Here is a 21,621-nt window from a genome sequence, read left to right on the forward strand (position 1 = left end):
AAATTAGTCTTTGAAAAAAATAATCAAATCGCTTATCTTAACAACCTAACTGACACATTTAACTTAACGGACAACTTTAATACTTAAATTTTTACTGCCTGTCAGATTAAATCTTGACTACTACACCGGATGTAAAGTTATTATTTGTTTTTTTACCCTTCTTTTTGTTATACTACTGAGTTGGACCCTTCTTCTGATGGTACCACTAGGTTGGATCCTCCTTCTCTCGACCCGAGTATCCTACGGATGCTTGCTCGGATGCTTTTTTGTCCTTGTTTGCCTCGTATAATCTGACGCGTTTCTTCCATCGAAAGAATGTTGCCCTTACATTCTAGGACATCTCCCAAAATTTTAAAACGATCATACGAGAGTTTACCTCGATTGTATAATACAACCAGTCCACCTTCAACCTTTTTCCAAAAATCTCCTTTGATTTTATTATTATTTTTTTCCCAATTTCCTTGTAGGAGTTCTGAAACTTTACTATTTACGAAACTCAAAAGAGACTGAAACATATGACAACTCTCTTTATTCAGCTTACTATGATACACAAAACCTTTCAAAGGTCCTGTGAAAGAACTAAATTTTCGATCCACACACGCAGCATCAAATACACTAAACCCATTTCCATCTTTTTCAAACAGATGGGCAATAACGTCCTCCAGATTTTTTATTTTTAATGTTGCATTAAGTTATTTCTTCCATCGGACTAAAGAGCTTATAATACCCAATTATATGCAATATATCCTGTTTTTGGTCATTCGTCTCTTGTAATGAATCCCATGACGGAGACTTCTTGAAGTCCTCTGCTATTGCAAGGCAATTTTTACTTTTATTTTTATTTTTATTACTTTCAGCTAATTTCATCATCGCAGAACATACTCCACTCTTTTGGCCCATACTGCAGCCAGTTAATTGTGCGGCAAACGGAAAGGCTAAGGCAGTAATCCCTTTTACCAAAAAACTAGATGATTTCGTTTTGACAGTATAGTCTTTCATATATATTATTGTTTTGTAATTGATTGTTCATTATATTATTCGCTTCCTCCTTAAGGGGATGGAAGCTTCGTTTAGTCTTTTGCAGAGATAGACAATTGTTTTTCAAAAACACTAGATTCTACGTCATATTGTACAATTCTAACCTAGCATAGGGCTTATACATTGGTATTTTAAGACATCTAGAAAATACCAGTAATGGCTAGATTGCCAATAAAATGATTAACTTAGCGCTTGTGTTGCTGGCTCTATGCTCCATACAAACGCGCCTTGGAAGGGATGGGCAAGCAGCATATAGATGCCTTATCTTAGAAATTGAATGAAAAAAGTTGCTTTTCATACCTTAGGTTGCAAATTGAATTTTTCTGAAACTTCGGCGATTGGTCGTTTGTTTACGGAGGCAGGGTTTGTAACGGTAACATTGGCACAACGGCCGCATGTGTTTGTCCTAAATACTTGCTCGGTAACGGAAAATGCAGACCATAAATGTGCTAAAATGGTTAGGGAAGCGCTAAGGGCTGCGCCAGCAGCTTTTGTGATCGTAATCGGCTGCTATGCTCAACTCAAGCCGAAAGAGATTGCGGCTATACCGGGCGTGGATGCGGTATTTGGTGCACATGAAAAGTTTAAACTGCTGGAGTGGATTACGGATTGGCATAAAAAACAACCAAACGAATCGGCAACGATACGGGTGAGCCCTATCCAAGAAAAGTTGACCTTCTCCCCTGCTTACTCAATAGGTGACCGCACCAGAACTTTTCTTAAAGTACAGGATGGCTGTAGCTATGCTTGCGCTTTCTGTACGATACCGCTGGCTAGAGGCCCGAGCAGAAGTGCTACAATTGAAGCAGTGGTCGAACAAGCTAAAGCGATCCAAGATGTAAAAGAAATCGTGCTGACTGGCGTAAATCTAGGGGATTTTGGTATCATAGATGCGCAACGACAAACTAATTTTTTTGCACTGATTCAAGCCTTAGATGAGGTAACAAGCATTGAACGCTTTCGCATCTCGTCTATTGAACCGAATCTGCTGAGCAAGGAGATTATAGATTTTGTAGCTACCTCTAAACGTTTTGTGCCGCACTTTCATATACCTCTACAATCTGGTTGCGATAAGATCTTAAAGCTGATGCGCCGGCGCTACTTAACGGGGCTCTATGCAGAACGTATCACACATATAAAAGCACAAATGCCGACTTGCTGCATAGGGGTAGATGTACTGGTGGGCTTTCCAGGGGAAACAGAAGCGGACTTCTTAACAACCTACCATTTTTTAAATGAATTGGCAATCGCTTATATCCATGTGTTTCCTTACTCAGAACGCGCAAACACAAAAGCAGCAGAGATGGCGGGGGTAGTACCGCAGCAAGAACGGGTCAAACGGGCTAGAATGCTGCGCATCCTTTCAGAAAAAAAGCTAAACGACTTTTATCGGCAACACTTGGGCCAAACGGCTACGGTTTTATTTGAATATGGCGCAGATGATGGCGTGATAGAGGGGTTTACAGAAAATTATATTCGTGTCCAACTGCCTTACCAAGCGGGACTGGCAAATAAACTCTATAAGGTGCGTCTCAAGGAGGTCAATCCGGAGGGAATGGTGGTGCCGGAGTTGTCTAGCTAAAATAATTGTATCTATTCAGCACTGTGGCAGAAATTTAATTTTCGGCCTGCTTTAGGCCTGCTTTTAAGACAATTTTTTGGTATGTGTTCAGCACAATGGCATCATATTAAGTTATATATTTTATTGATTTTCAAATAAAAATATCTATTCTCGCCATTGGTTCATAATGAGTTTTATCCCAGTTTTTTCTTGATAAAAAAGTGGACAAAAAAATCAAGCCCTCGGTAAAAAGCCATTGAAAGCGTCATCATACAGATGGAAAAACAGAAAGCGCCCCCTTTGGGGGCTTCCAAGGAAACTGTTTTTCCAAATCATCTGTATGATGCCACTTTCTACACCACGGCTTTTTACCGAGGCTTTGTTCTTTTTACATAAAAACCAGTGACTAGAACAGATACAAATGACTTATACCGAATAGGCATGGACTAGATATTTTTCTTTAAAAAAAGGCTGGGTAAAATAACGCTGAAGGGGATATAGATCCACAACTAAAGGCAAAGGCTCAAATGGGGCACCTTTTAAATAGAGTATGCCATTATGTAACTTGTTTTTTCTTGCTTCTGCTATTTTGTCTTTTACCCAACTATACAACAAGAGTAAGTTGGCCACACCCCTGCCGACTATAAAATCATACTGCCCTGTTAGGGCTTCTGCGCGTGCCCAGTCTACCGAAACATTCTTCAGGCCAAGGGCAGCGACAATGGCGACTACGGCTTCTATCTTTTTTGCGGTCGCATCGACTAAATGAAAATGGACTTCTGGAAAAAGAATAGCCAAAGGAATGCCAGGGAAACCGCCTCCGGTGCCTACATCTAAGATTTTAGTATGGGCTACAAAGATAGTAACCTGCGCAATGGCTAAGGAGTGCAGGATATGATGGAGGTAGAGATGGGCGATATCTTTACGCGAGATAAGGTTGAGCTTGCTATTCCAATGGGTATAGATGTCACCCAGACGACAAAAAAGTGTGATTTGGGCAGGTGATAACTCAGGGAAATAATGGGATACCACTGTATCCAGTTTTTGGAGTTGATCCATATTTGTATATTTTTTTCACGACAATCGTCAATAATGAACTTTTATCCTACTTGTATCTGTTGAAGTAACTGGTTCATAATGAATTTTAGTATCTGTTCACATTACTGATTAATAATGAATTTTATTCCACTTTTTTCTTGATAAAAAAGTGGGCAAAAAATCAAGCCCTCGGCAAAAAGGCACTGAAAGTGGCAGCTTACAGATGGAAAAACAGAAAGCGCCCCCTTTGGGGGCTTCAAAGGAAACTGTTTTTCCTAACATCTGCATGATGACACTTGCTACACCGCGCCTTTTTACAGGGGCGTTGTTCTTTTAATGCAAACAACCAGTGACTGAAACAGATACATGGGTATCCTTCAGCTGTATGGTCACGTTAGAACCAAAACACGAAAAAAGTGGAATAAAATTCATTATGAACCGTATCGTGAACTGAATACATACCCATACTTTAAGCTTATCACATCAGACTGTTTTTGAAAAGCTCATAACGTTACAAAATCATAGCAATAGAGGCAATGGTTTTTCCAATAAAGCTTTCAAGGTGGACAAAAACAAGGCCCCTACGGCGCCATCTACAACGCGATGGTCGCAAGACAAGGTAACCTGCAACATATGTGCAGGCACAACCTGATGGTCTTGCACAATAGGTAGCTGCTGTACCGCACCCACTGCCAAAGTACAAGCGGCTGGTGGATTGATAATGGCTGAAAAGGATTCGATGCCTAACATACCTAAATTGGAAATGGTAAAGGTAGCCCCTGTCGTGTCTTGAACAGCTAGTTTTTTCTCTTGTGCCTGCTTACTGAATAGCTTGACCTCTTTACTAATGGTGACGAGTGGCTTTTGATCTGCAAAAGAGACAACGGGCACGACTAAACCGTCTTCAACGGCTACGGCTACACCTATATGGGCATGGGCATAGGTTCTAATCTTATCGGTGAACCAGGCGGCATTTACTTTTGGGTGCTGAACCAGCGCTAAGGCAGTGGCTTTAATGATCAGGTCATTCATAGAGATTTTTGTAGCTGCATGGTGATTGAGCTCTGCACGCAACGCCATGACTGGATCCATATGGATGCGGACCGTTAAGTAGAAATGGGGGATATGGCTTTTGCTTTCTGTCAGGACCTTAGCTATGGTCTGACGCATAGCAGAAACCGGTAGGTCTTGATAGGCGGGCTGCGTGGAATGGCCCCCCATCCAAACTGGGCGTGAACGATCGGGAATAAATTGGACTACATCCTTTTTCACTACCCGCCCTGCCGTACCAGAACCCTGGATTTGTGTGAGGTCATACCCTTTCTCTTGGGCTAGCTTTTTAGCCAAGGGCGAAGCCAATAAACGATCGGAAGGCAACGCAGACTGCACATCACCAGCAGGCGGTGCCACCAGGCAGGCTACCACTGGATCAGAAGACGACACTACGCCGACAGCAGTCGCCCCCTCTGTAGCAACAGTAGCGGCCAGCAACGCATGAATATCTTCTCCAGGTTCCCCTATAATGGCAATAATAGTATTGACCTCTGCCACAGATTTTTCAGCTATATACAATAAGATACCATCGTCATAGGACTCCAACTCCATAGTAGCTTTATCGGTCTCTACCTCAGCCAATATATCACCCGCTGCTACCTTATCCCCTACCTGCTTGATCCAACGGCTGATGGTGCCTTGTTGCATGGTATCACTCATCTTAGGCATCCTAATGCACTGTGCCATATGCTTCGAATTAAAATAATTTAATACGCCCTAAAAAAGAAGGGGTAGGCTTACTTTTTGCTTGATAAAAAAGTCGCCTACCGATTCTTTTTTCCCTAACTTTAAATTTACATATAATTTAGCAACTATATTGCTTGATTGATCGCTTTCTTTAGCTTACAGGAGGCAACAACCTATGGTTAATTGGTTAGGTATTCAATTTTACATCTATGTTGGCAACTTTTTTAGACTTTCTACAACGCGAACAGTTGATGGGGTCTACGCTTGTAGCGGTCAGTGGGGGGGTGGATTCTGTCGTGCTTGCGCACTTGTTTAAACAGGCTAACCTGCCTTTTGCTATAGCCCATTGCAATTTTAACTTACGTGGCGCAGAGGCAGCGACTGAAACGGCCTTTGTACAAGCGTTAGCTGAATCGTATCAGGTGCCTTTTTATAGCACACAATTTGATACCACTACTTTTGCACGCGACCACAAGGTTTCGATACAAATGGCGGCTAGAAGCTTACGTTACAGATTTTTTCACCAGTTGCGGCAGCAGCATAGCTGGCATCAACTCGCTACGGCACACCACTGGGATGATGCGGTGGAAACCATCTTATTAAACTTTATCAAAGGGACAGGTATCAAGGGGCTGTATGGTATGCAGCCTATAGATGGCGCCATCATACGCCCTCTGCTTTTTGCTAGAAAACAGGAAATCATAGCTTACGCAAAAGCAGCAAAACTCCATTGGCACGAAGATAGCTCGAATAGCAGCAATTACTATCAAAGGAATTTTATCCGCAATAAAGTGATTCCTCTTTTGCACAAGTTGAATCCAAATTTTGAGGCAACCATGCAAGCAACTGCTAGCAAGCTACGGGATATAGGCAACTGCTTTGACGACCATCTGATGCAAATTAAAAAAGAGATCAGTACCTATAAATCGGGCATCTATTACCTAGCCATAGACTCAATCATCCATCAGCCATGGGCAGCTACGGTGGCATTCGAGCTATTGCGCCCTTACGGTTTTACCTTCACCCAAATCAAAAAGCTGATCACTGGTCGCATGACCAGTGGCAAACGGATCGATGCAACGGACTATACGCTATATGTAGATAGAAAAGAATGGTTGATAACGAAAAAAAAACCATTGTTACTACAACAAGCAGCAATTGCTGATGCTACAGATGCCATAGCCTATGGCGGTTATAGGTTACACTGTCAAGTCTACGCCAACGCCGACTATATGCTTAAAAAAACAGCCACTATTGCCGCATTGGACTACCATAAGTTGCAATTTCCTCTAATGGTACGCCCATGGCAAGCGGGAGATTGGTTCTATCCCCTTGGTATGCAAGGCGGTAAAAAGGTAAGTGATCTATTGATTGACCTTAAAATCCCTATGGTGATCAAAGCGCAGGTCTTGGTGATCACCAGCAGTGAGCAGATTGTATGGGTAGTGGGTCATCGCATAGATGAACGCTTTAAAGTACAACGGGATACAAAAATGGTATTTGAAATAATAGTGGCTGAAATGTAAGTGCAAATGGATTGTATCCCACATTTTTCTTGATAAAACATCAAAAACAAAAATCGCTTACTGCAGCGAATGCATGCCTTCCAACTGTAGCCTACACATATTGGCATAGATGGCATTGGTTCTTAAAAGCGTTTCATGGGATCCATTGGCAATGATGTTGCCATTATTAAATACCAACACCCGATCCATTGCGGCCAAAACCGTTAACCTATGGGCAATCACAATCGTGGTTTTTCCTGCCATAACCGTAGTTAGGTTTTGTTGGATTTCGGTTTCAGTAACGGCATCTAGTGCAGAGGTAGCCTCATCTAATATTAAAATGGGAGCATCTTTTAATATGGCGCGCGCAATAGCGATGCGTTGACGCTGACCACCTGAAAGCTTGGAACCTCTCTCACCGACCAATGTGTCGTATCCTTCTGAAAGGCTCATAATAAAATGATGGCATTTTGCTTTTTCAGCAGCAGCGATGACTTCCTCATCGGTTGCTTCCTTGCGCCCATAGCGAATATTTTCTAAAATGCTATCATGAAAAAGCGTCGTATCTTGCGGTATCAGCGCAATAGCCGCACGCAAAGATTCTTGCGTAACGGTGGATATATCTTGCCCATCAATGGTAATGACTCCTTTATTCAAATCAAAAAATCTAAGCAACAGGTTAATAAAAGTGGTTTTACCGCTACCAGATAAGCCCACCAAGCCTACTTTTTCACCTGCTGCGATAGCAATGTTTTGATGTTCAAATATAGGCTTACCAGGCACATAAGCAAAAGAGACATCCTTAAAGGCAATAGCAGCGGATGTACAGGTCAACACAGTAGCATCTGGTGCATCTAGTACGGTATGTTCTTTTTGTAATAACTTTAAGGCTTGCTTACAATAACCCATTTCTTCAAAAAAATCAGGAAACTCAGCTACAGAAACCCAAACCAAATTACAAATGTTATTCCCTGCGTAAAAAATATAGGTGACTTCAGAAATAGACAGCTTACCCAGCTGCCAATAATAGATCATATAAGCCAGCATGCCCACGCCCATAAAGCCAATGGAAAGGCCACTAATGATCAGATGGAGCTGCATAATAAGCTTCAAAGCCTTTTCATGTGCGCATTTTTCTGTGGCTTGTGGCGCCAACAAATGGGTGGTGGCTTGATTGTTGCGCGCAAAAAGCTTAATGCTTAAGATATTGGTAAACCCATCTACAATGCTGCCGGATAAACGGCTGCCTTTCTCTGCATGTAGCGCTACACTATGCCCACACTTTTTGGAATAAAAAAGATAGGTGGCGGTATGTAACACCAGCCAAGCCATCAACAGGGCACCAAAGGTGGGCTGGATATAGGCAAAAGAAAAGACCCCTGCCAACATGGTGCAAAAGGTGGGCAAAAAGGATGAAATCACAATCATCATCAGTTGGCTGATGCCATCTGTTAAATCGTTGACGCGCTTTACCAAGTCACCAGAAAAATGCTCGGTAAAAAATTGATAGGAATGGCCCTGTAAATAGCGTACAATCCAGATGCGTATCTTGGCCTCAAAAGCAGGAATGGTCCTGATCTTCATATAGTCAAATAGACGAAATAAAACCTCTATAAGGACGATAACACCTAGTAAAGACATGAGCGGAACGCCGAGCTTGATCCAAGCACCTGCTCTATTAGGGGCTATTTCTGTTAGACGGGTGACGAGTACCTTAAAGACATAGGGAACGACTAAATTATCCAGTACAAAACACATCCGGAAACAAGCCATGGCCATAAAATGCCATTTGTATTGACTTACAAAGTGTAAAATAAAAGTTTTTAGACTTTTGGTAATGGGTTGCATGCGTGGAAAGGTGTAAAAAGGAATACTACTCCTGCTTGTTTCTTGATAAGCAAATAGAAAAATAGGTAAACCTGAGGCCAAAAGTTGCCCAAAAACTACCCTTTAAGAGGGTAGGCAAATCGGTTGTATAAGGCGATAGCATCTTGCCCATTAAGGCAAATATTTATCTAATGCTTCCTGAATTTGAGCAATCGGTAGATTCCCAACCAAACGGTCTACTTGTTGACCTTGGTAAAAAAACAACATAGTAGGTATGGTGCTAATAGCATACCTAGAAGGGGTTTTGCTATTTTCACTGATATTAAGTTTGGTAATATACGCCTTCCCTATATACATAGCAGCGACCTCTTTTAACACAGGCGCCAGCTTTAAACAAGGTCCACACCAAGGCGCCCAAAAATCTACTAAAACAAGTTTATGTTGGCTAATAACCTCATCAAACTGCGCATCTGTAATTTCTAGAATATTTTGGTCCATAAGTTAAAATAGTTTTATAACGGAGACTGCTCGAATATTTTACCTAAAAGAAGAAGTTAAACAATTCCGGCTCAGTATACAAAGATATAAAAGATCTAGCAGGCATTTTTATTTTTACTTTTTTCTTGATAAGAAAGTAAACAAAAAATCAAGCCCTCGGTAAAAAGGCGCTGAAAGTGGCATTTTACAGGGGCGTTATTCTTTTAATGTAAAAACCAGTGACTGGAACAGATACGAATTGTTGTGTCTATTCACGACACTATTTTAGTAAGGCAATTTTATCCCACTTTTTTCTTGATAAAAAAGTGGGATAAAATTCATTATTAATCAGTAATATGAGCAGATACACATAGACGCCTTATGGCTTGTAAGGCATCGGGTATGCCTGCGGGGTTATCGCCTCTAGCGGTGGCCAAAAGGGGTTGCCCGCCGCCTTTACCGCCAATAAGGGGAGCGATGGATTGCATAAGCGTATGGGCATTATAGGATGGCGCTAATGCTTCTGATACCACCATCATCAGGTGTGCCTGCTGGTCAAAGGTAGCGGCTAAAAGGACAACCGATTTTTTATATTGGTTTGCATAGCGCGAGGCTAGCTGCTGCAAGGCATCGGGATGGGGTAGTTGCACAGCTTGCAACAAGAGGTAGACCGCACCAATTTGTTCGAATGACAGCTGTATTTGTTGTACCGTTTGGGTTTGGTAGGCGGTCAACTGTTTCTGAAGTTGTTTTTTTTCACGGAGGAGTTTTTCTACTGTCTGCACCAACGCTTTAGGGTGTTTGAGCAGCGCTGCTATAGCGTTTAACGTAGCCGCTTGTTGGGTAACAAACTCCTGGGCTTTACAAGCAGTTAGGGCTTCTATTCTGCGTATACCGCTTGCTACAGCAGTTTCACGGATGATTTTAAAAAACCCAATTTGGCTTGTATAAGGCAGATGGGTACCGCCACAAAGCTCTATAGAATAGGCGGGGTCAAAAGCAATCACACGTACCTCGGCGCCATATTTTTCACCAAATAGCGCTTGCACACCCATAGCCTTAGCGGTTTCAAGAGGCACAGCGCGTTGCTCGACACAAGCGATATTCGCCCTAATCTTTTGGTTGACCATCGCTTCTATCGCTTCTATTTGCGCACCAGACAACTTAGTAGAATGGGCAAAATCAAACCGCAAGAGCGCAGGCGTTACTAAAGAGCCTTTTTGGACCACATGGTCCCCTACTACTGCTTTTAACGCCGCCTGTAACAAATGGGTGGCAGTATGGTTACCAGCCACTAAGGTGCGTTGGATGGGATCTACACGGGCTTCTATAGGTTGCTCCATACTGTTGAGCAGCTGGTCAACAGTATGGAGGATTAAGCCATGCTCTTTTTGTACATCCAACACAGGAATGGATTGTTGACCAGAGATTATAACCCCTACATCAGCTACTTGCCCGCCGCCCTCTGGATAGAAAGGAGTAGCTGCCAATACCAATTGGTAGGCAACGCCTTGTTTGTTCCTAATGGTTCGCCATTGTACAATAGAAGTAGTTACGACCAACGCATCATAGCCTACAAATCGAGGCTGAACAGCCCTTTGGATTACTTGCCAATCCCCTTGGCTGCTAGCGGCATCTTTTTGCGAGCGTTTTTTTTGTTCTTGGAGCGCCTGTTGGAAACCGGCTACATCTACGGTGAGGCCTTTTTCCTTGGCCATCAGTAGGGTCAGGTCTAAGGGGAATCCATAGGTATCATAAAGTGTAAAAGCAACACGGCCCTCTATGGTACCTTGATGGATATCTCGGGCATCTAACTGGTTAAAAAGCTGTAAGCCAGTAGCTAATGTCTTTAAAAAGGCAGTTTCTTCTGCTTGAATGCATTGGGTGATATAGTCCTGTTGGGCGATTAGATTGGGGTATATCCCTTCCATTTGCGCCACTAAGACAGCTACCAATTGATAGATAAAGGGCGTTTGGATCCCCAAGTGGCTATAGCCATAGCGAATGGCCCTACGTAAGATACGCCGTATCACATAACCTGCCTTAGTAGGTGCAGGCGCTTGACCATCAGCAATAGCAAAGGCCACAGCACGGAGGTGATCTGCAATCACCCGCATGGCCACTGCCATGGTGTCGCTGTAGGGCTTGCCAGCAAGCTGTTGGATCTTTGCGATCAGTGGCGTAAAGATATCGGTATCATAGGTAGACGTTTTCCCTTGCAACACCATCGCCAACCGTTCAAAGCCCATACCCGTATCGATATGTTTATGCGGGAGGTCCACGAGTCTACCAGAAGCTTGCCGGTTGTATTGCATAAACACCAGATTCCAAATCTCTATAACCTGAGGGTGGCCTTGGTTTACCAACTGCGCAGCAGGTAAAGTTTTACGTTCAGCTTCAGGGCGAATATCTATATGGATTTCAGAAGAAGGCCCACAGGGACCTTGCTCACCCATTTCCCAGAAGTTAGCTTCTTTTCCACAGGAGAGGATATGTTCTGGAGGGAGGTATTGGGCCCAGATGGCAGCAGCTTCCTGGTCTTTGGGCAGTCCATCTTGCGGGTCTCCGGCAAATATGGTTACATAGATGTGTTCTTTAGGAAGGTGGTATACTTCGGTAAGCAGTTCCCATGCCCAGGCGATAGCTGCTTCTTTAAAGTAATCTCCAAAGGACCAGTTGCCTAGCATCTCAAAAAGGGTATGGTGGTAGGTATCCACCCCTACTTCTTCCAGGTCATTGTGTTTACCAGACACACGCAAACAAGGCTGCACAGTAACCACACGCGGAGCAATAATAGGTTGGTTACCTAAAATAATCTCCTTAAAGGGATTCATACCCGCGTTGACAAATAGCAAGGAAGGGTCATCTTTTCCTATGATAGGCACAGCAGGCTGGTGTTGGTGCCCTTTCTGTATAAAAAACTCAAGAAATTTTTCCCTTATAAGTTTGGATTGCATGGTTTGGATTGGTTCACTTTATGGTAAAATAAAACCCGCGCTTGTCTAGATGCCTGTATAGCATCGGTATAGGCAATAGGCATTACGATTTCATCACTCACCCCATACCACTGCCCCTTCCGTTCTACAAAAGCAATGGCATGATCTGGCTTAGGGCCTGTTGTAGGAACAGCTACTATAAATGCCGCTAGCCTAAAACGGATCACATAGGGCGATGTAGTTTGATGAATAGCTATTACCTCCGCACCACTTAAATCGCTATGATCATATGTGGTGCTCCATTTACTACCAGGCCTAGCAAAGGAAACCGCTAGTTTATTAGGCAAGTCGGCATAAGCATATTGCATAATCATTGGTTTAACAGCACCTTCAGGACTACTTAACCAGTGTTGATGTTTTAAGACAAAAGGAGGTAGATCAACGTCATTCAATTTATCTTCATAGCTGAACAGCGGCCCATTATAATATAGATCAGCAAGCCATGCATCATCAAGGACTACTGCTTCTTGATTAGATCGTATCAAGTTAGTGAGGTCATTAACAATAGGTCTTTCCATTCGAAATCCCCGATCCAAGGGCGGATAGAGCAATATAAAGGGCATAGGGAGCTTGCAAGCATAGCTTTTAATGGTCCCTTTTTCCTGCCTAAAAAAACGCATAACATGAACAATTTCCGGTAAAAAAGGGGAAACCCTGTCCAATGCATTTAAAAACTGCACCACATCACCTCCACGATGCGATGCGTTTTTATACATTTCTGGCAGACTATCTATAAACAGCTGAATCTCATCTTTAGCAATAGATGCATGAGGGCTACAATTAATTTTTTCTACAACCGTACGCAATGCATTGCTTCCACAAGCCATCACTTCCTCCCAATAAAAAGCCGCTATCACTTGCAGTATTGCATTGATATAACAAGTCCCATCTCTATTAGGAATACCAGCAGGCCTTTGATGGCTTAGCAGAAGTATAGGCTTAGCGTCCGAAACGAAACCACTAGGATGGATCAACTTACCTGTTTGAACAGGTTTATTCTTCTTACAAGTGCCAGCGATCCATATAAATACCCCGCACCATAATAGAAACCTATAGCTAATGAGCCTTTTCTGCATAAGATGGAGACACACCATATAAAAGCACTTTTTATTTACTTATTACTCAACTCGATAATCATAAGATAAATAAAAAGAGACCATTTAGAAGTAAGATGCCCCAAGCATTACAATATTTATTTTTCTTTTTCAGAAGTAAAATATAAACATATATAAAAAAAGTGAGGGGCTAGCTCATGCCAGCGCCTCACCTATGAATCAATGATTCACATAAAATCAAATTTAAATTCCCCTACCTGATTTGGTTGAACTCTTAGTTAATTTATCTTTATAATCATCCTTGATCTCATTAAGCTCATCATATTTTTGAGGCAAGATCCATCCAGCTGCCTTAAAATCAGACTTCTCTATCTTTTTGTCCATAGACAGAGCAGAAGGAATATCCAATCTAGAAATGGAACTAACCTTTTGAAAATACTCCAGGGTGGACTTACACATATTGCCTATATCAAAGGATTTTTTTGTATCGTCTGGACCAGGCTGCTTGCTTAGAAAATCATGTAGGATTTTATTATAACCAATCTCTAAATTATCCCTTTTCTTAGCTAATTTTTTACGAACTTCCATTAAATGACCTCGAAGTTCACGAGAAGCCCGTGTGTGCTCATATTCCCCAGACAAACCTTTGAAAACAAGAACTGATTCCAACATATCTTCTAGATAACTAGAAACAATTTTTTCAAGTTGTTCCCGTGTTTTATATTCTTGCGATGCACCACTAACCCATTTCGATTTATATTCAAATAGTTTTTTTGCCAGACCAATATAAACCCTTTGTTCAAACGTTACATCTGACTCATTATAGGAATCGTGGCTCTCTATTTCAGCTATTTTGCCGAGGGATTCAAATATTAGATCCATATTAGGAACTGATAGAAGAAGTCCTTCATAAATATTCTTACATATTACATAAAGTGGAACATTCTCCTTAGAAAGCTTCAGCCCTGCATCTACGATCTGAAGACCACCTTGTTCATCGGAAATAGAACCGTCCAAAGATAGTTTGCTGAGAAGATCCCTATAATCAGGAACAATAATACGATCCTTAAGAGACGTATCCTCTATGTGTTTACCCAATGCCTGAGCAAACTGCTTATCATTGCCACAAAGCTTCAACAATTTTTCGAAGCGAGATTGATTCATCTTGACCGAAACTGTGCCCTTATTGTGTGAGGTAATAGTAAGAAAATCAAGACATGACTCCTTAGAATGATTATTACCATTATCATTAAACAATAACAACATTAATGAACCAAATGTTAATTTCTTATTATTGCCACCATCTTGATAATCGGATAATATAGCAGCATCTGAGTTATATTGATATTCAGAATGATCTAATATTGGAAACATGGCAGCATCTGCGATGTCAATACCAAGATACCCGCCATTTTCGTCCAAAACAAAATGTTCGATATAAAATTTCTTCACCACACGATCATTATACAGCCTGGTAATTTCGGGCATATTAACATTCCCCACCTTCCATGATCCACTAATGCCAACACCCCTTTTATCTAGGTTCTCATAAGGGTTTTTATGATAATCCAAACTATCTTTACAATAATTTTTAATCCATATCGAATATTCCTTCTGCAATAGATTTGGCATCCCATATGCATGCCCTTTACCTTGCTTGTTTGGCCCCTTATCTTCACCTTTATTATTCACATCCCTCATAAACCTAGCCCACTTCTCACCTTCCAGCCACATAATCCTTTCTGTACCTGGGCACTTATTCGGAAATTTTTGCTTGCCAACATAAGTTTCATCAACTTGATTCAACTTCAACAATAGAGGCTTTATATGATCATCCCTGAATTTGTCGTATTGCTCTAAAGGCGCACCCTTACTATCCAAATCCTTCATTAAAAATAAAACACGAGACATTTCTTTATATAGGCAAACAAAAGCATTAAAAGCGTTTGCCGCTGCAAAAGGCTTTTCCATCTTATCCAGATAACTTGCAAGGAGACCCCATGCCTCACGATCTTTCTTCATCGCACTAGGATAAAGACCATCAGAATCAGAAGAGGCAAAGTGTTGTAATACCTGCCTAAAGATCAACTTAAATTCTTTATCTGAACTATTGAAAGCCTCGACTGGCACGATTAGATACTGCTTATGGTCTTTCATCAAAGGATTCAAACCTGCAAACTCAATAATTTTGTCCCGCATAGCGACTACCGCGCTAGATAACAACTTATCATTATGGACAGGGATGCCTTGTTGAGGACCAAGGTTGTTACCTTTTACAATCTCCTCATTTTCACCCATAGCTGGTTCTTTTGCTTTATTACCAGCACCCTCCCCATCCTGACAACCAGCCAACAACACCCCAGCCAAGAGCAGACTGGATAAAGACGGAATTGTATTTCGAATTTTTTTATAAACCATTGTTATTCAATTTATTGATTATGAATTATTTAATTTAATGAACTATTTTTAAGCGCTGGAACACTTAACGATTATAATGGGCTTTGATACAAAAATAACATATAACCAAATACCATCCAAATATACCACCTTAGCTGCGGTTAAGAAGCACCCTATACAGCTTTGTAGAAAGCCCTTCAATTTTCTACAATGATAATATAAAAAAAGATACGATGCAAGTATTTTCTACATTATTTGCTTTAAATAATGGGCCGTATGGCTCTGACTTTGCTGGATCATGGTTTCTGGTGTACCGGTAAATACTACTTGCCCGCCTTGCTGGCCGCCTTCGGGGCCTAAGTCAATCAGCCAATCTGCACTTTTTATGATGTCAAGATGGTGCTCAATGACGATAACCGTATGGCCTTGATCGATCAAGGCATGAAAGGCCTTGACCAATTGGGCTACGTCATGCATATGGAGGCCGGTTGTGGGCTCATCAAATATAAATAATATGGGCTGGTCTGGTAGTTCTTTTTCTAAATAATAGGCTAACTTCAACCGCTGGGCTTCTCCGCCACTTAATGCACTGGAAGATTGCCCGAGTTGGATGTACCCTAAGCCGACTTTTTGTAATACCTTTAGCTTATGGGCAATGGAAGGGTGATCGGCAAAAAAGAGCAGGGCTTCTGCTACGGTCATGCGGAGTACTTGGGCCACGTTTTTGCCACAATAGGTTATATCGGCTATCTCGGGCTTAAAACGACTCCCCTTACAGGAGGTACAGGGGAGGTAAATATCTGCCATAAATTGCATCTCTATTTTTTGATGGCCCTCGCCACGACAGGTGGGACATTGGCCTTTCTCGGAATTAAAGGAAAAATGGCCTGCTTGGTAACGACGGGAACGGGCTAAAGCGGTTTGGGAAAAAAGGTCTCGAATGGCGTCGTAAATGGCTAAATAGGTGGCTGGATTCGAACGGGAGGATTTGCCCAATGGATGCTGGTGGATCAACTCTACGGCTTGGAGAGAAGCCCAATCACCTGATAATAGGGCAGAAGGCCTTGAAAGGGAGGTGGGCTGGTGCAAACGGGCGACTAAAGCGGGATAAAGGACTTCTTTAATCAACGTGGATTTGCCTGACCCACTGACGCCTGTTACTACGGTGCATACATTCAGGGGAATGGAAACGGTTACATCCTGGAGGTTGTGGAGGTTCGCTGCTTGAATCAATAGGCTATTGCGCCAAGGACGCCTGCGCGGGGGCAAAGGGATGGTGGCAGCGCCATTGAGGTAGTTTGCGGTATGGGTGGTGGCTTGCATCAAGGCTGAAAAGGTGCCTTGAAAAACCAAGCTGCCGCCATGGGCGCCTGCTTCAGGGCCTATCTCCACAATGGTATCGGCAGCACGCATGACCAAGGCTTCATGCTCTACTACAATGACTGTATTGCCTTGGTTTCTTAAGTCTACCAACAACTGTACCAACCGATCGGTATCACGGGGATGTAGCCCAATGGTGGGCTCGTCTAAAATATAAATGGCGCCAAATAGGGGACTGCCTAAGGCAGTGGCTAGTTTAATGCGCTGCTGCTCGCCGCCAGATAGGGTGGCCATAGGCCTGCTGAGGGTTAAATAGGCTAAGCCTACTTGGGCTAGGTAACGGAGCCTGTTTTTAATTTCTACGACGACTCTTTGGACCATAGTGGCCTCCCGTGGGGTAAGGGATAACTGATCGAAAAAAGCAATTAAGTCGTGAATCGGCATCAATAATAGATCGATGATGGATTGGTGCGCGATTTTAACACAATCGGCATCTGCACGTACCCGGCTGCCTTTACAGACGGTACAGGGGGTTTTGCCGCGGTAACGGGACAACAACACGGAGTATTGGATTTTATGGGTTTGGGTGGCGCAAAAATCAAAAAATTGATTTAGACCTACAAAATCGCCCCTGCCCTGCCATACAAGGGTTTGCTGATCGGGGGTTAAACTACTATAAGGGGCATAAATCGGGAAACGCAGCGCTTCATGTGCAGCCAAAAGGGGCGCCAACCATTTAGACATCGTGGGGCTATGCCAAGGGGCAATGGCGCCTTCTACTAGGGAAAGGGCTGGATTGGGTATCACCTTATGGGGGTCTATGCCCGTAATCTGCCCTAAGCCTGAACAGGCTTTACAGGCCCCATGGGGGGTGTTAAAACTAAAAAAGGAAACAGTCGGCAGGGAAAATGTAAGGCCATCTAGCTCAAACCGATCTGAAAAAGCTTGCTGGCCTAACCCAACCAGTGCCACAACGGCATGGCCCATCCCCTCAAAAAAGGCGACTTGAACAGAGTCTGCTATTCTATATTGGTTGTCTTGGTCCGCTTTGTTCACTACAATGCGGTCTACCAACCCATAAATGGGCTGGTCTAAGGATAATAGCTCCTTGCCTGCTAGTAATGCCTCTATATAAAACAGGTGATCACCTTGCATGACTCTGGTAAACCCTTTGCCCTGCTCGACTTTTAACTTCTGCACCAACGCGGGTTGATCGGCTACTGCAATAGGATATAGGATCAATACTTTAGTGCCATCTGCGTGTTGTTGAATGTAATCTACTACATCAGAGACGCTGTCTTTTTTTACTTTTTGCCCGCTGATGGGGGAATAGGTAGTACCGATACGGGCATAGAGTAGGTAAAGGTAGTCACAAAGCTCTGTAAGAGTGCCTACGGTGGAACGGGGGTTTTTATTGGCTACATTCTGCTGAATGGCAATAGCTGGTGAAAGGCCTTGAATGGCATCCACCATAGGCTTGGCCAGCTTACCGAGAAACTGCCGCGCATAGGCACTCACGCTCTCTACATACATGCGCTGGGCCTCTACAAAAAGGGTGTCCAAAATCAAAGAGGACTTGCCAGAACCAGATAACCCAGTGACTACAACAAGCTGGTTGCGGGGAATAGCTACACTGATATTCTTCAGGTTGTGCATGCGCGCACCCCTGATGATAATAAAATCTTTTGGACTAAGCGTGTCTAAGTCTACTAAATGAAGATGCATGAATGGTATACCGAACTATTTTTTTAATGCATCCCTGATTTCAATTAAAAGCTTTTCTGTAGCGGTAGGACCAGCTACTTGCTCTTCCGATTTTTTTACCGTATGCATCAGCTTGATCACAGCAAATATAACCAAACTAATCACTAAAAAGTTAAGCACGGAAGCAATAAAATGACCAATCTTAATACCAGGACCGACTTCTATCGACTGCCAATTGCGATCGGTTACCAATAATGGATTGACCATAGGCATAAATAAATCTTCTATAAGAGCAGTAACAATTTTACCAAATGCACTGCCCATAATCATCCCAACTGATAAACCAATAACATTGCCTCTAAGGGCAAATTTTTTAAATTCTTGTATAAAACGCATGGTAACAATGGGTTAATGAACTTGCCTGGAATATAATGGTATAGAACGATAGATGCAATAGATTTTTTTATAAGTTAAAAGCAAACTGGCTTTTATACATTTTTACACATCATGCCATGAACAGCTATATAACACACGCGTATAAGGGTATTTTATTTTGTTTGGCTATGGTCATGGGTACGCATTGTACGACTGGCCTTTATTGTATTACGCCATATGCGGCACCGATTAAAAATAATCCACTCAGGAGATACAAGGAAACACTATCCTCAGTCTGGGGTTTCACAGGTTAGGAAATTGGGGAAATGGTTTACTAGCTACACCGAACAACCCGGATCGATGGACATCAGCCAACGAATAAAGGAAAAGCGTCTACCCATTGGCCAGAAAATAGAATAGAAAAGATACGGGCATGGCATTTTTTGCATGGAGCAGTATGCCCCCACGATTATCAGGTATGTTTTTAAGGCAGGCAATTTGATTGTTTTTTCAAAGACTAACTTTTTACTATCCTCGCAAGTTTGTATAGGTGTTTTACCAAAACAGAGATAGAAATAGCTCATACGTATACGCCACTGCTCATGTCCGCCAACTTTTTTTATCGGCGGACATATGCGCCTTAACTTGACGAAATAGCAGCAAATATATCTATTCAATTCACTGGTTTTTACATTAAAAGAAAAACGCCCCTGTAAAAAGGCGCGGTATAGAAAGTGGGATCATACAGATGATTTGGAAAAACAGCTTACTTTCAAGCCCCGAAAGGGGGCGCTTTCTGTTTTTCCATCTGTAAGATGACACTTTCAGCGCCTTTTTACCGAGGGCTTGATTTTTTGTCCACTTCTTTATCAAGAAAAAAGTGGGATAAAATGCATTATGAACCAGTAGCGTTGTACCTAATAACGTAACTCTAACCATGGAACTCATTCTGCAGGTGATGGCATTGCATGCCCCATGCTACGTAAAAAGGATTGGAGGATAATCGCCGCACTGACTTGATCGATAGAGCTGGCTCTATCTTTTTTGGAATAGCCTGCTTGACAGAGCCCCTGCATAGCCAACTTAGAGGTAAAACGCTCGTCCTGATAATAAAAACGTTGCGCTGGAAATTGCTGCTGTAAGCGCACACTGACCTGTTCTACTACACTACTCATGGTAGAAGGCCGGCCATTTAAACCTTTGGGCATGCCCATTACAAAGGTGGCCACATTTTCTTTTTCTAAATAGTCCTTCAAAAAAAGGAATAAAGTAGGCGTGGCAATCGTCTGCAAAGGGGTGGCAATAATCTGTAAGGGATCGGTTACGGCAATACCGACGCGCTTGAGGCCATAGTCTATGGCCATAATCCTACCTAATCGTTTTTCCATCATGATACAGATCGATTTTTTGCGCTGGCTACTATACCTTTTGCGGCTTCTACAGCGGCATGACGGTCCCCCAACAACTGACGAATGGTCTGATAGGCCTCTTTTTGAGTGACCACCCCACTACCAGATAAAAGAGCCTGTAAAGTGGTATGGAGCTTGTCACGGGTACATTGATATTGAATGAGTTCTGGAACTACCGCTTGGCCTATCAAAAGGTTTACCAAAGAGATATAAGGTACCGTAGCGATGCTTTTGTAAAAAAAATAAGCCAATGGATGGGTTTTATAGATGACTACCTGTAATAAATTAAACAAAGCAGCTTCTAAACTAGCGGTTCCAGAAGCAATGATCCCCACACGGGCAAAGGCCATGAGGTCATAGGTTTGGTCATAGACTACTTGAACGGTAGGTGGACACGCTTGATACAAATGGCGAGGTATATGACTTAATGCAGCTACTACCCATTGATAAGTAGAAGCACCCTGCGCAACCATAAGCGGCAAAATGCGCCGAATCTCATCCAATCTACTGCCAGGTAGCAAAGCAATAATCGGCCGATGATCCAACTTATTATCTGCTCTAAAAGCGGGATTGATGCGATGGTCAGCCACCCGCTGCACCAATGGATGGCCTACATAATCGATGGTGGGGTATCCACGATCTTGGTAATAGGCTGCTTCAAAGGGTAAAATGGACCATACTTGATCTACATCCCGCTTGATTTTTTCAATTCTTCGTGGACCATGGGCCCAAATCTTGGACGGTATATAGTAATGAACGAGAAAACCATTGCGCTTGGCAAATGCGGCAAGACGCATATTGAAACCACTGTAGTCGATTAAAATGACTACATGGGGTCGGTAGTGGATCAAACCTTGTCGGCACAATTGTAACCACTGCCATAGGGTATAGGACTTTTTGAAAAAATCTATCCCCATATAGGCCATATTGGTACCTGCTACCTGGCAAGGTTTACCAATGGCTGCTGCCATCGCCCCCCCCCCACAAGACCAAAAATCGGCATGGGGATCTATGCTTTTGATCTGCGTAATCAAATCAGCACCATGGATATCTCCAGAATGCTCACCCGCAATAACATAATAGCGCATGGATAGGTTCTTTTTAGATGCTGCGCAAGCCATGACCAACGCAATACCCCGCCCTAGGCTTAACGATGGATGCCGCGCAACCAATGGGCCA

The 21,621-nt window shown here is 42.7% G+C and carries 15 protein-coding genes; 2 read left to right on the forward strand and 13 right to left on the reverse strand.

The window, feature by feature from the left end:
* Nucleotides 1-167: 167 nt before the first annotated feature.
* Nucleotides 168-515: a hypothetical protein gene (locus tag NLX65_RS01090; protein WP_260536258.1), complete on the reverse strand. Its 348-nt coding sequence runs from the start codon at nucleotides 513-515 to the stop codon at nucleotides 168-170.
* Between the two features lie 172 nt (nucleotides 516-687).
* Nucleotides 688-999 carry a hypothetical protein gene (locus tag NLX65_RS01095; RefSeq protein WP_260536260.1) on the reverse strand — a complete coding sequence of 104 codons (312 nt, stop codon included), beginning with the start codon at nucleotides 997-999 and terminating at the stop codon, nucleotides 688-690.
* 316 nt (nucleotides 1,000-1,315) lie between these two features.
* Between NLX65_RS01095 and mtaB the strand changes: the two genes are divergently transcribed.
* Complete coding sequence (gene mtaB, locus NLX65_RS01100; RefSeq protein ID WP_260536264.1) at nucleotides 1,316-2,620, forward strand: tRNA (N(6)-L-threonylcarbamoyladenosine(37)-C(2))-methylthiotransferase MtaB; 1,305 nt, start codon at nucleotides 1,316-1,318, stop codon at nucleotides 2,618-2,620.
* Between the two features lie 405 nt (nucleotides 2,621-3,025).
* Here the strand turns inward: mtaB and rsmG are convergent, their stop codons facing one another.
* Together rsmG and NLX65_RS01110 are read right to left on the reverse strand one after the other, a co-directional pair.
* Nucleotides 3,026-3,658: a 16S rRNA (guanine(527)-N(7))-methyltransferase RsmG gene (gene rsmG / locus NLX65_RS01105; protein WP_260536266.1), complete on the reverse strand. Its 633-nt coding sequence runs from the start codon at nucleotides 3,656-3,658 to the stop codon at nucleotides 3,026-3,028.
* Nucleotides 3,659-4,156: 498 nt separating this feature from the next.
* The gene (locus NLX65_RS01110) at nucleotides 4,157-5,377 is read right to left on the reverse strand and encodes a dihydrolipoamide acetyltransferase family protein (protein WP_260536268.1); all 1,221 of its coding nucleotides are present in this window, start codon (nucleotides 5,375-5,377) and stop codon (nucleotides 4,157-4,159) included.
* Between the two features lie 209 nt (nucleotides 5,378-5,586).
* Here NLX65_RS01110 and tilS point away from each other — a divergent pair, with 209 nt between their 5' ends.
* Nucleotides 5,587-6,903 (forward strand): tRNA lysidine(34) synthetase TilS, encoded by a 1,317-nt coding sequence (gene tilS / locus NLX65_RS01115; RefSeq protein ID WP_260536270.1) that lies wholly within the window; start codon nucleotides 5,587-5,589, stop codon nucleotides 6,901-6,903.
* 57 nt (nucleotides 6,904-6,960) lie between these two features.
* Here the strand turns inward: tilS and NLX65_RS01120 are convergent, their stop codons facing one another.
* From NLX65_RS01120 to NLX65_RS01160, 9 genes are all read right to left on the reverse strand, one after another.
* Nucleotides 6,961-8,811: an ABC transporter ATP-binding protein gene (locus NLX65_RS01120; protein WP_260536272.1), complete on the reverse strand. Its 1,851-nt coding sequence runs from the start codon at nucleotides 8,809-8,811 to the stop codon at nucleotides 6,961-6,963.
* A gap of 69 nt (nucleotides 8,812-8,880) precedes the next feature.
* The gene (gene trxA / locus NLX65_RS01125; protein ID WP_260536274.1) at nucleotides 8,881-9,207 is read right to left on the reverse strand and encodes a thioredoxin; all 327 of its coding nucleotides are present in this window, start codon (nucleotides 9,205-9,207) and stop codon (nucleotides 8,881-8,883) included.
* A gap of 323 nt (nucleotides 9,208-9,530) precedes the next feature.
* The gene (gene alaS / locus NLX65_RS01130; RefSeq protein WP_260536277.1) at nucleotides 9,531-12,143 is read right to left on the reverse strand and encodes an alanine--tRNA ligase; all 2,613 of its coding nucleotides are present in this window, start codon (nucleotides 12,141-12,143) and stop codon (nucleotides 9,531-9,533) included.
* Entirely contained in the window at nucleotides 12,125-13,276 is a 1,152-nt protein-coding gene (locus tag NLX65_RS01135) for a hypothetical protein (protein WP_260536280.1), read from the reverse strand. The genes alaS and NLX65_RS01135 overlap by 19 nt, the downstream gene beginning before the upstream one ends.
* Nucleotides 13,277-13,480: 204 nt before the next feature.
* Nucleotides 13,481-15,655 (reverse strand): hypothetical protein, encoded by a 2,175-nt coding sequence (locus NLX65_RS01140; RefSeq protein WP_260536282.1) that lies wholly within the window; start codon nucleotides 15,653-15,655, stop codon nucleotides 13,481-13,483.
* 225 nt (nucleotides 15,656-15,880) lie between these two features.
* Nucleotides 15,881-18,679 carry an excinuclease ABC subunit UvrA gene (gene uvrA, locus NLX65_RS01145; RefSeq protein ID WP_260536284.1) on the reverse strand — a complete coding sequence of 933 codons (2,799 nt, stop codon included), beginning with the start codon at nucleotides 18,677-18,679 and terminating at the stop codon, nucleotides 15,881-15,883.
* A gap of 15 nt (nucleotides 18,680-18,694) precedes the next feature.
* Entirely contained in the window at nucleotides 18,695-19,054 is a 360-nt protein-coding gene (gene mscL, locus NLX65_RS01150) for a large conductance mechanosensitive channel protein MscL (protein WP_260536286.1), read from the reverse strand.
* A 923-nt stretch (nucleotides 19,055-19,977) separates the two neighbouring features.
* Nucleotides 19,978-20,424 carry a Holliday junction resolvase RuvX gene (gene ruvX / locus NLX65_RS01155; protein ID WP_312025853.1) on the reverse strand — a complete coding sequence of 149 codons (447 nt, stop codon included), beginning with the start codon at nucleotides 20,422-20,424 and terminating at the stop codon, nucleotides 19,978-19,980.
* Nucleotides 20,421-21,614, reverse strand: a complete 1,194-nt coding sequence (locus NLX65_RS01160) for a lipid-A-disaccharide synthase (RefSeq protein WP_260536288.1) — start codon at nucleotides 21,612-21,614, stop codon at nucleotides 20,421-20,423. The genes ruvX and NLX65_RS01160 overlap by 4 nt, the downstream gene beginning before the upstream one ends.
* Between the last annotated feature and the right edge of the window lie 7 nt (nucleotides 21,615-21,621).

The organism is Candidatus Cardinium sp. TP, assembly GCF_025215055.1.
Lineage (GTDB): Bacteria > Bacteroidota > Bacteroidia > Cytophagales > Amoebophilaceae > Cardinium.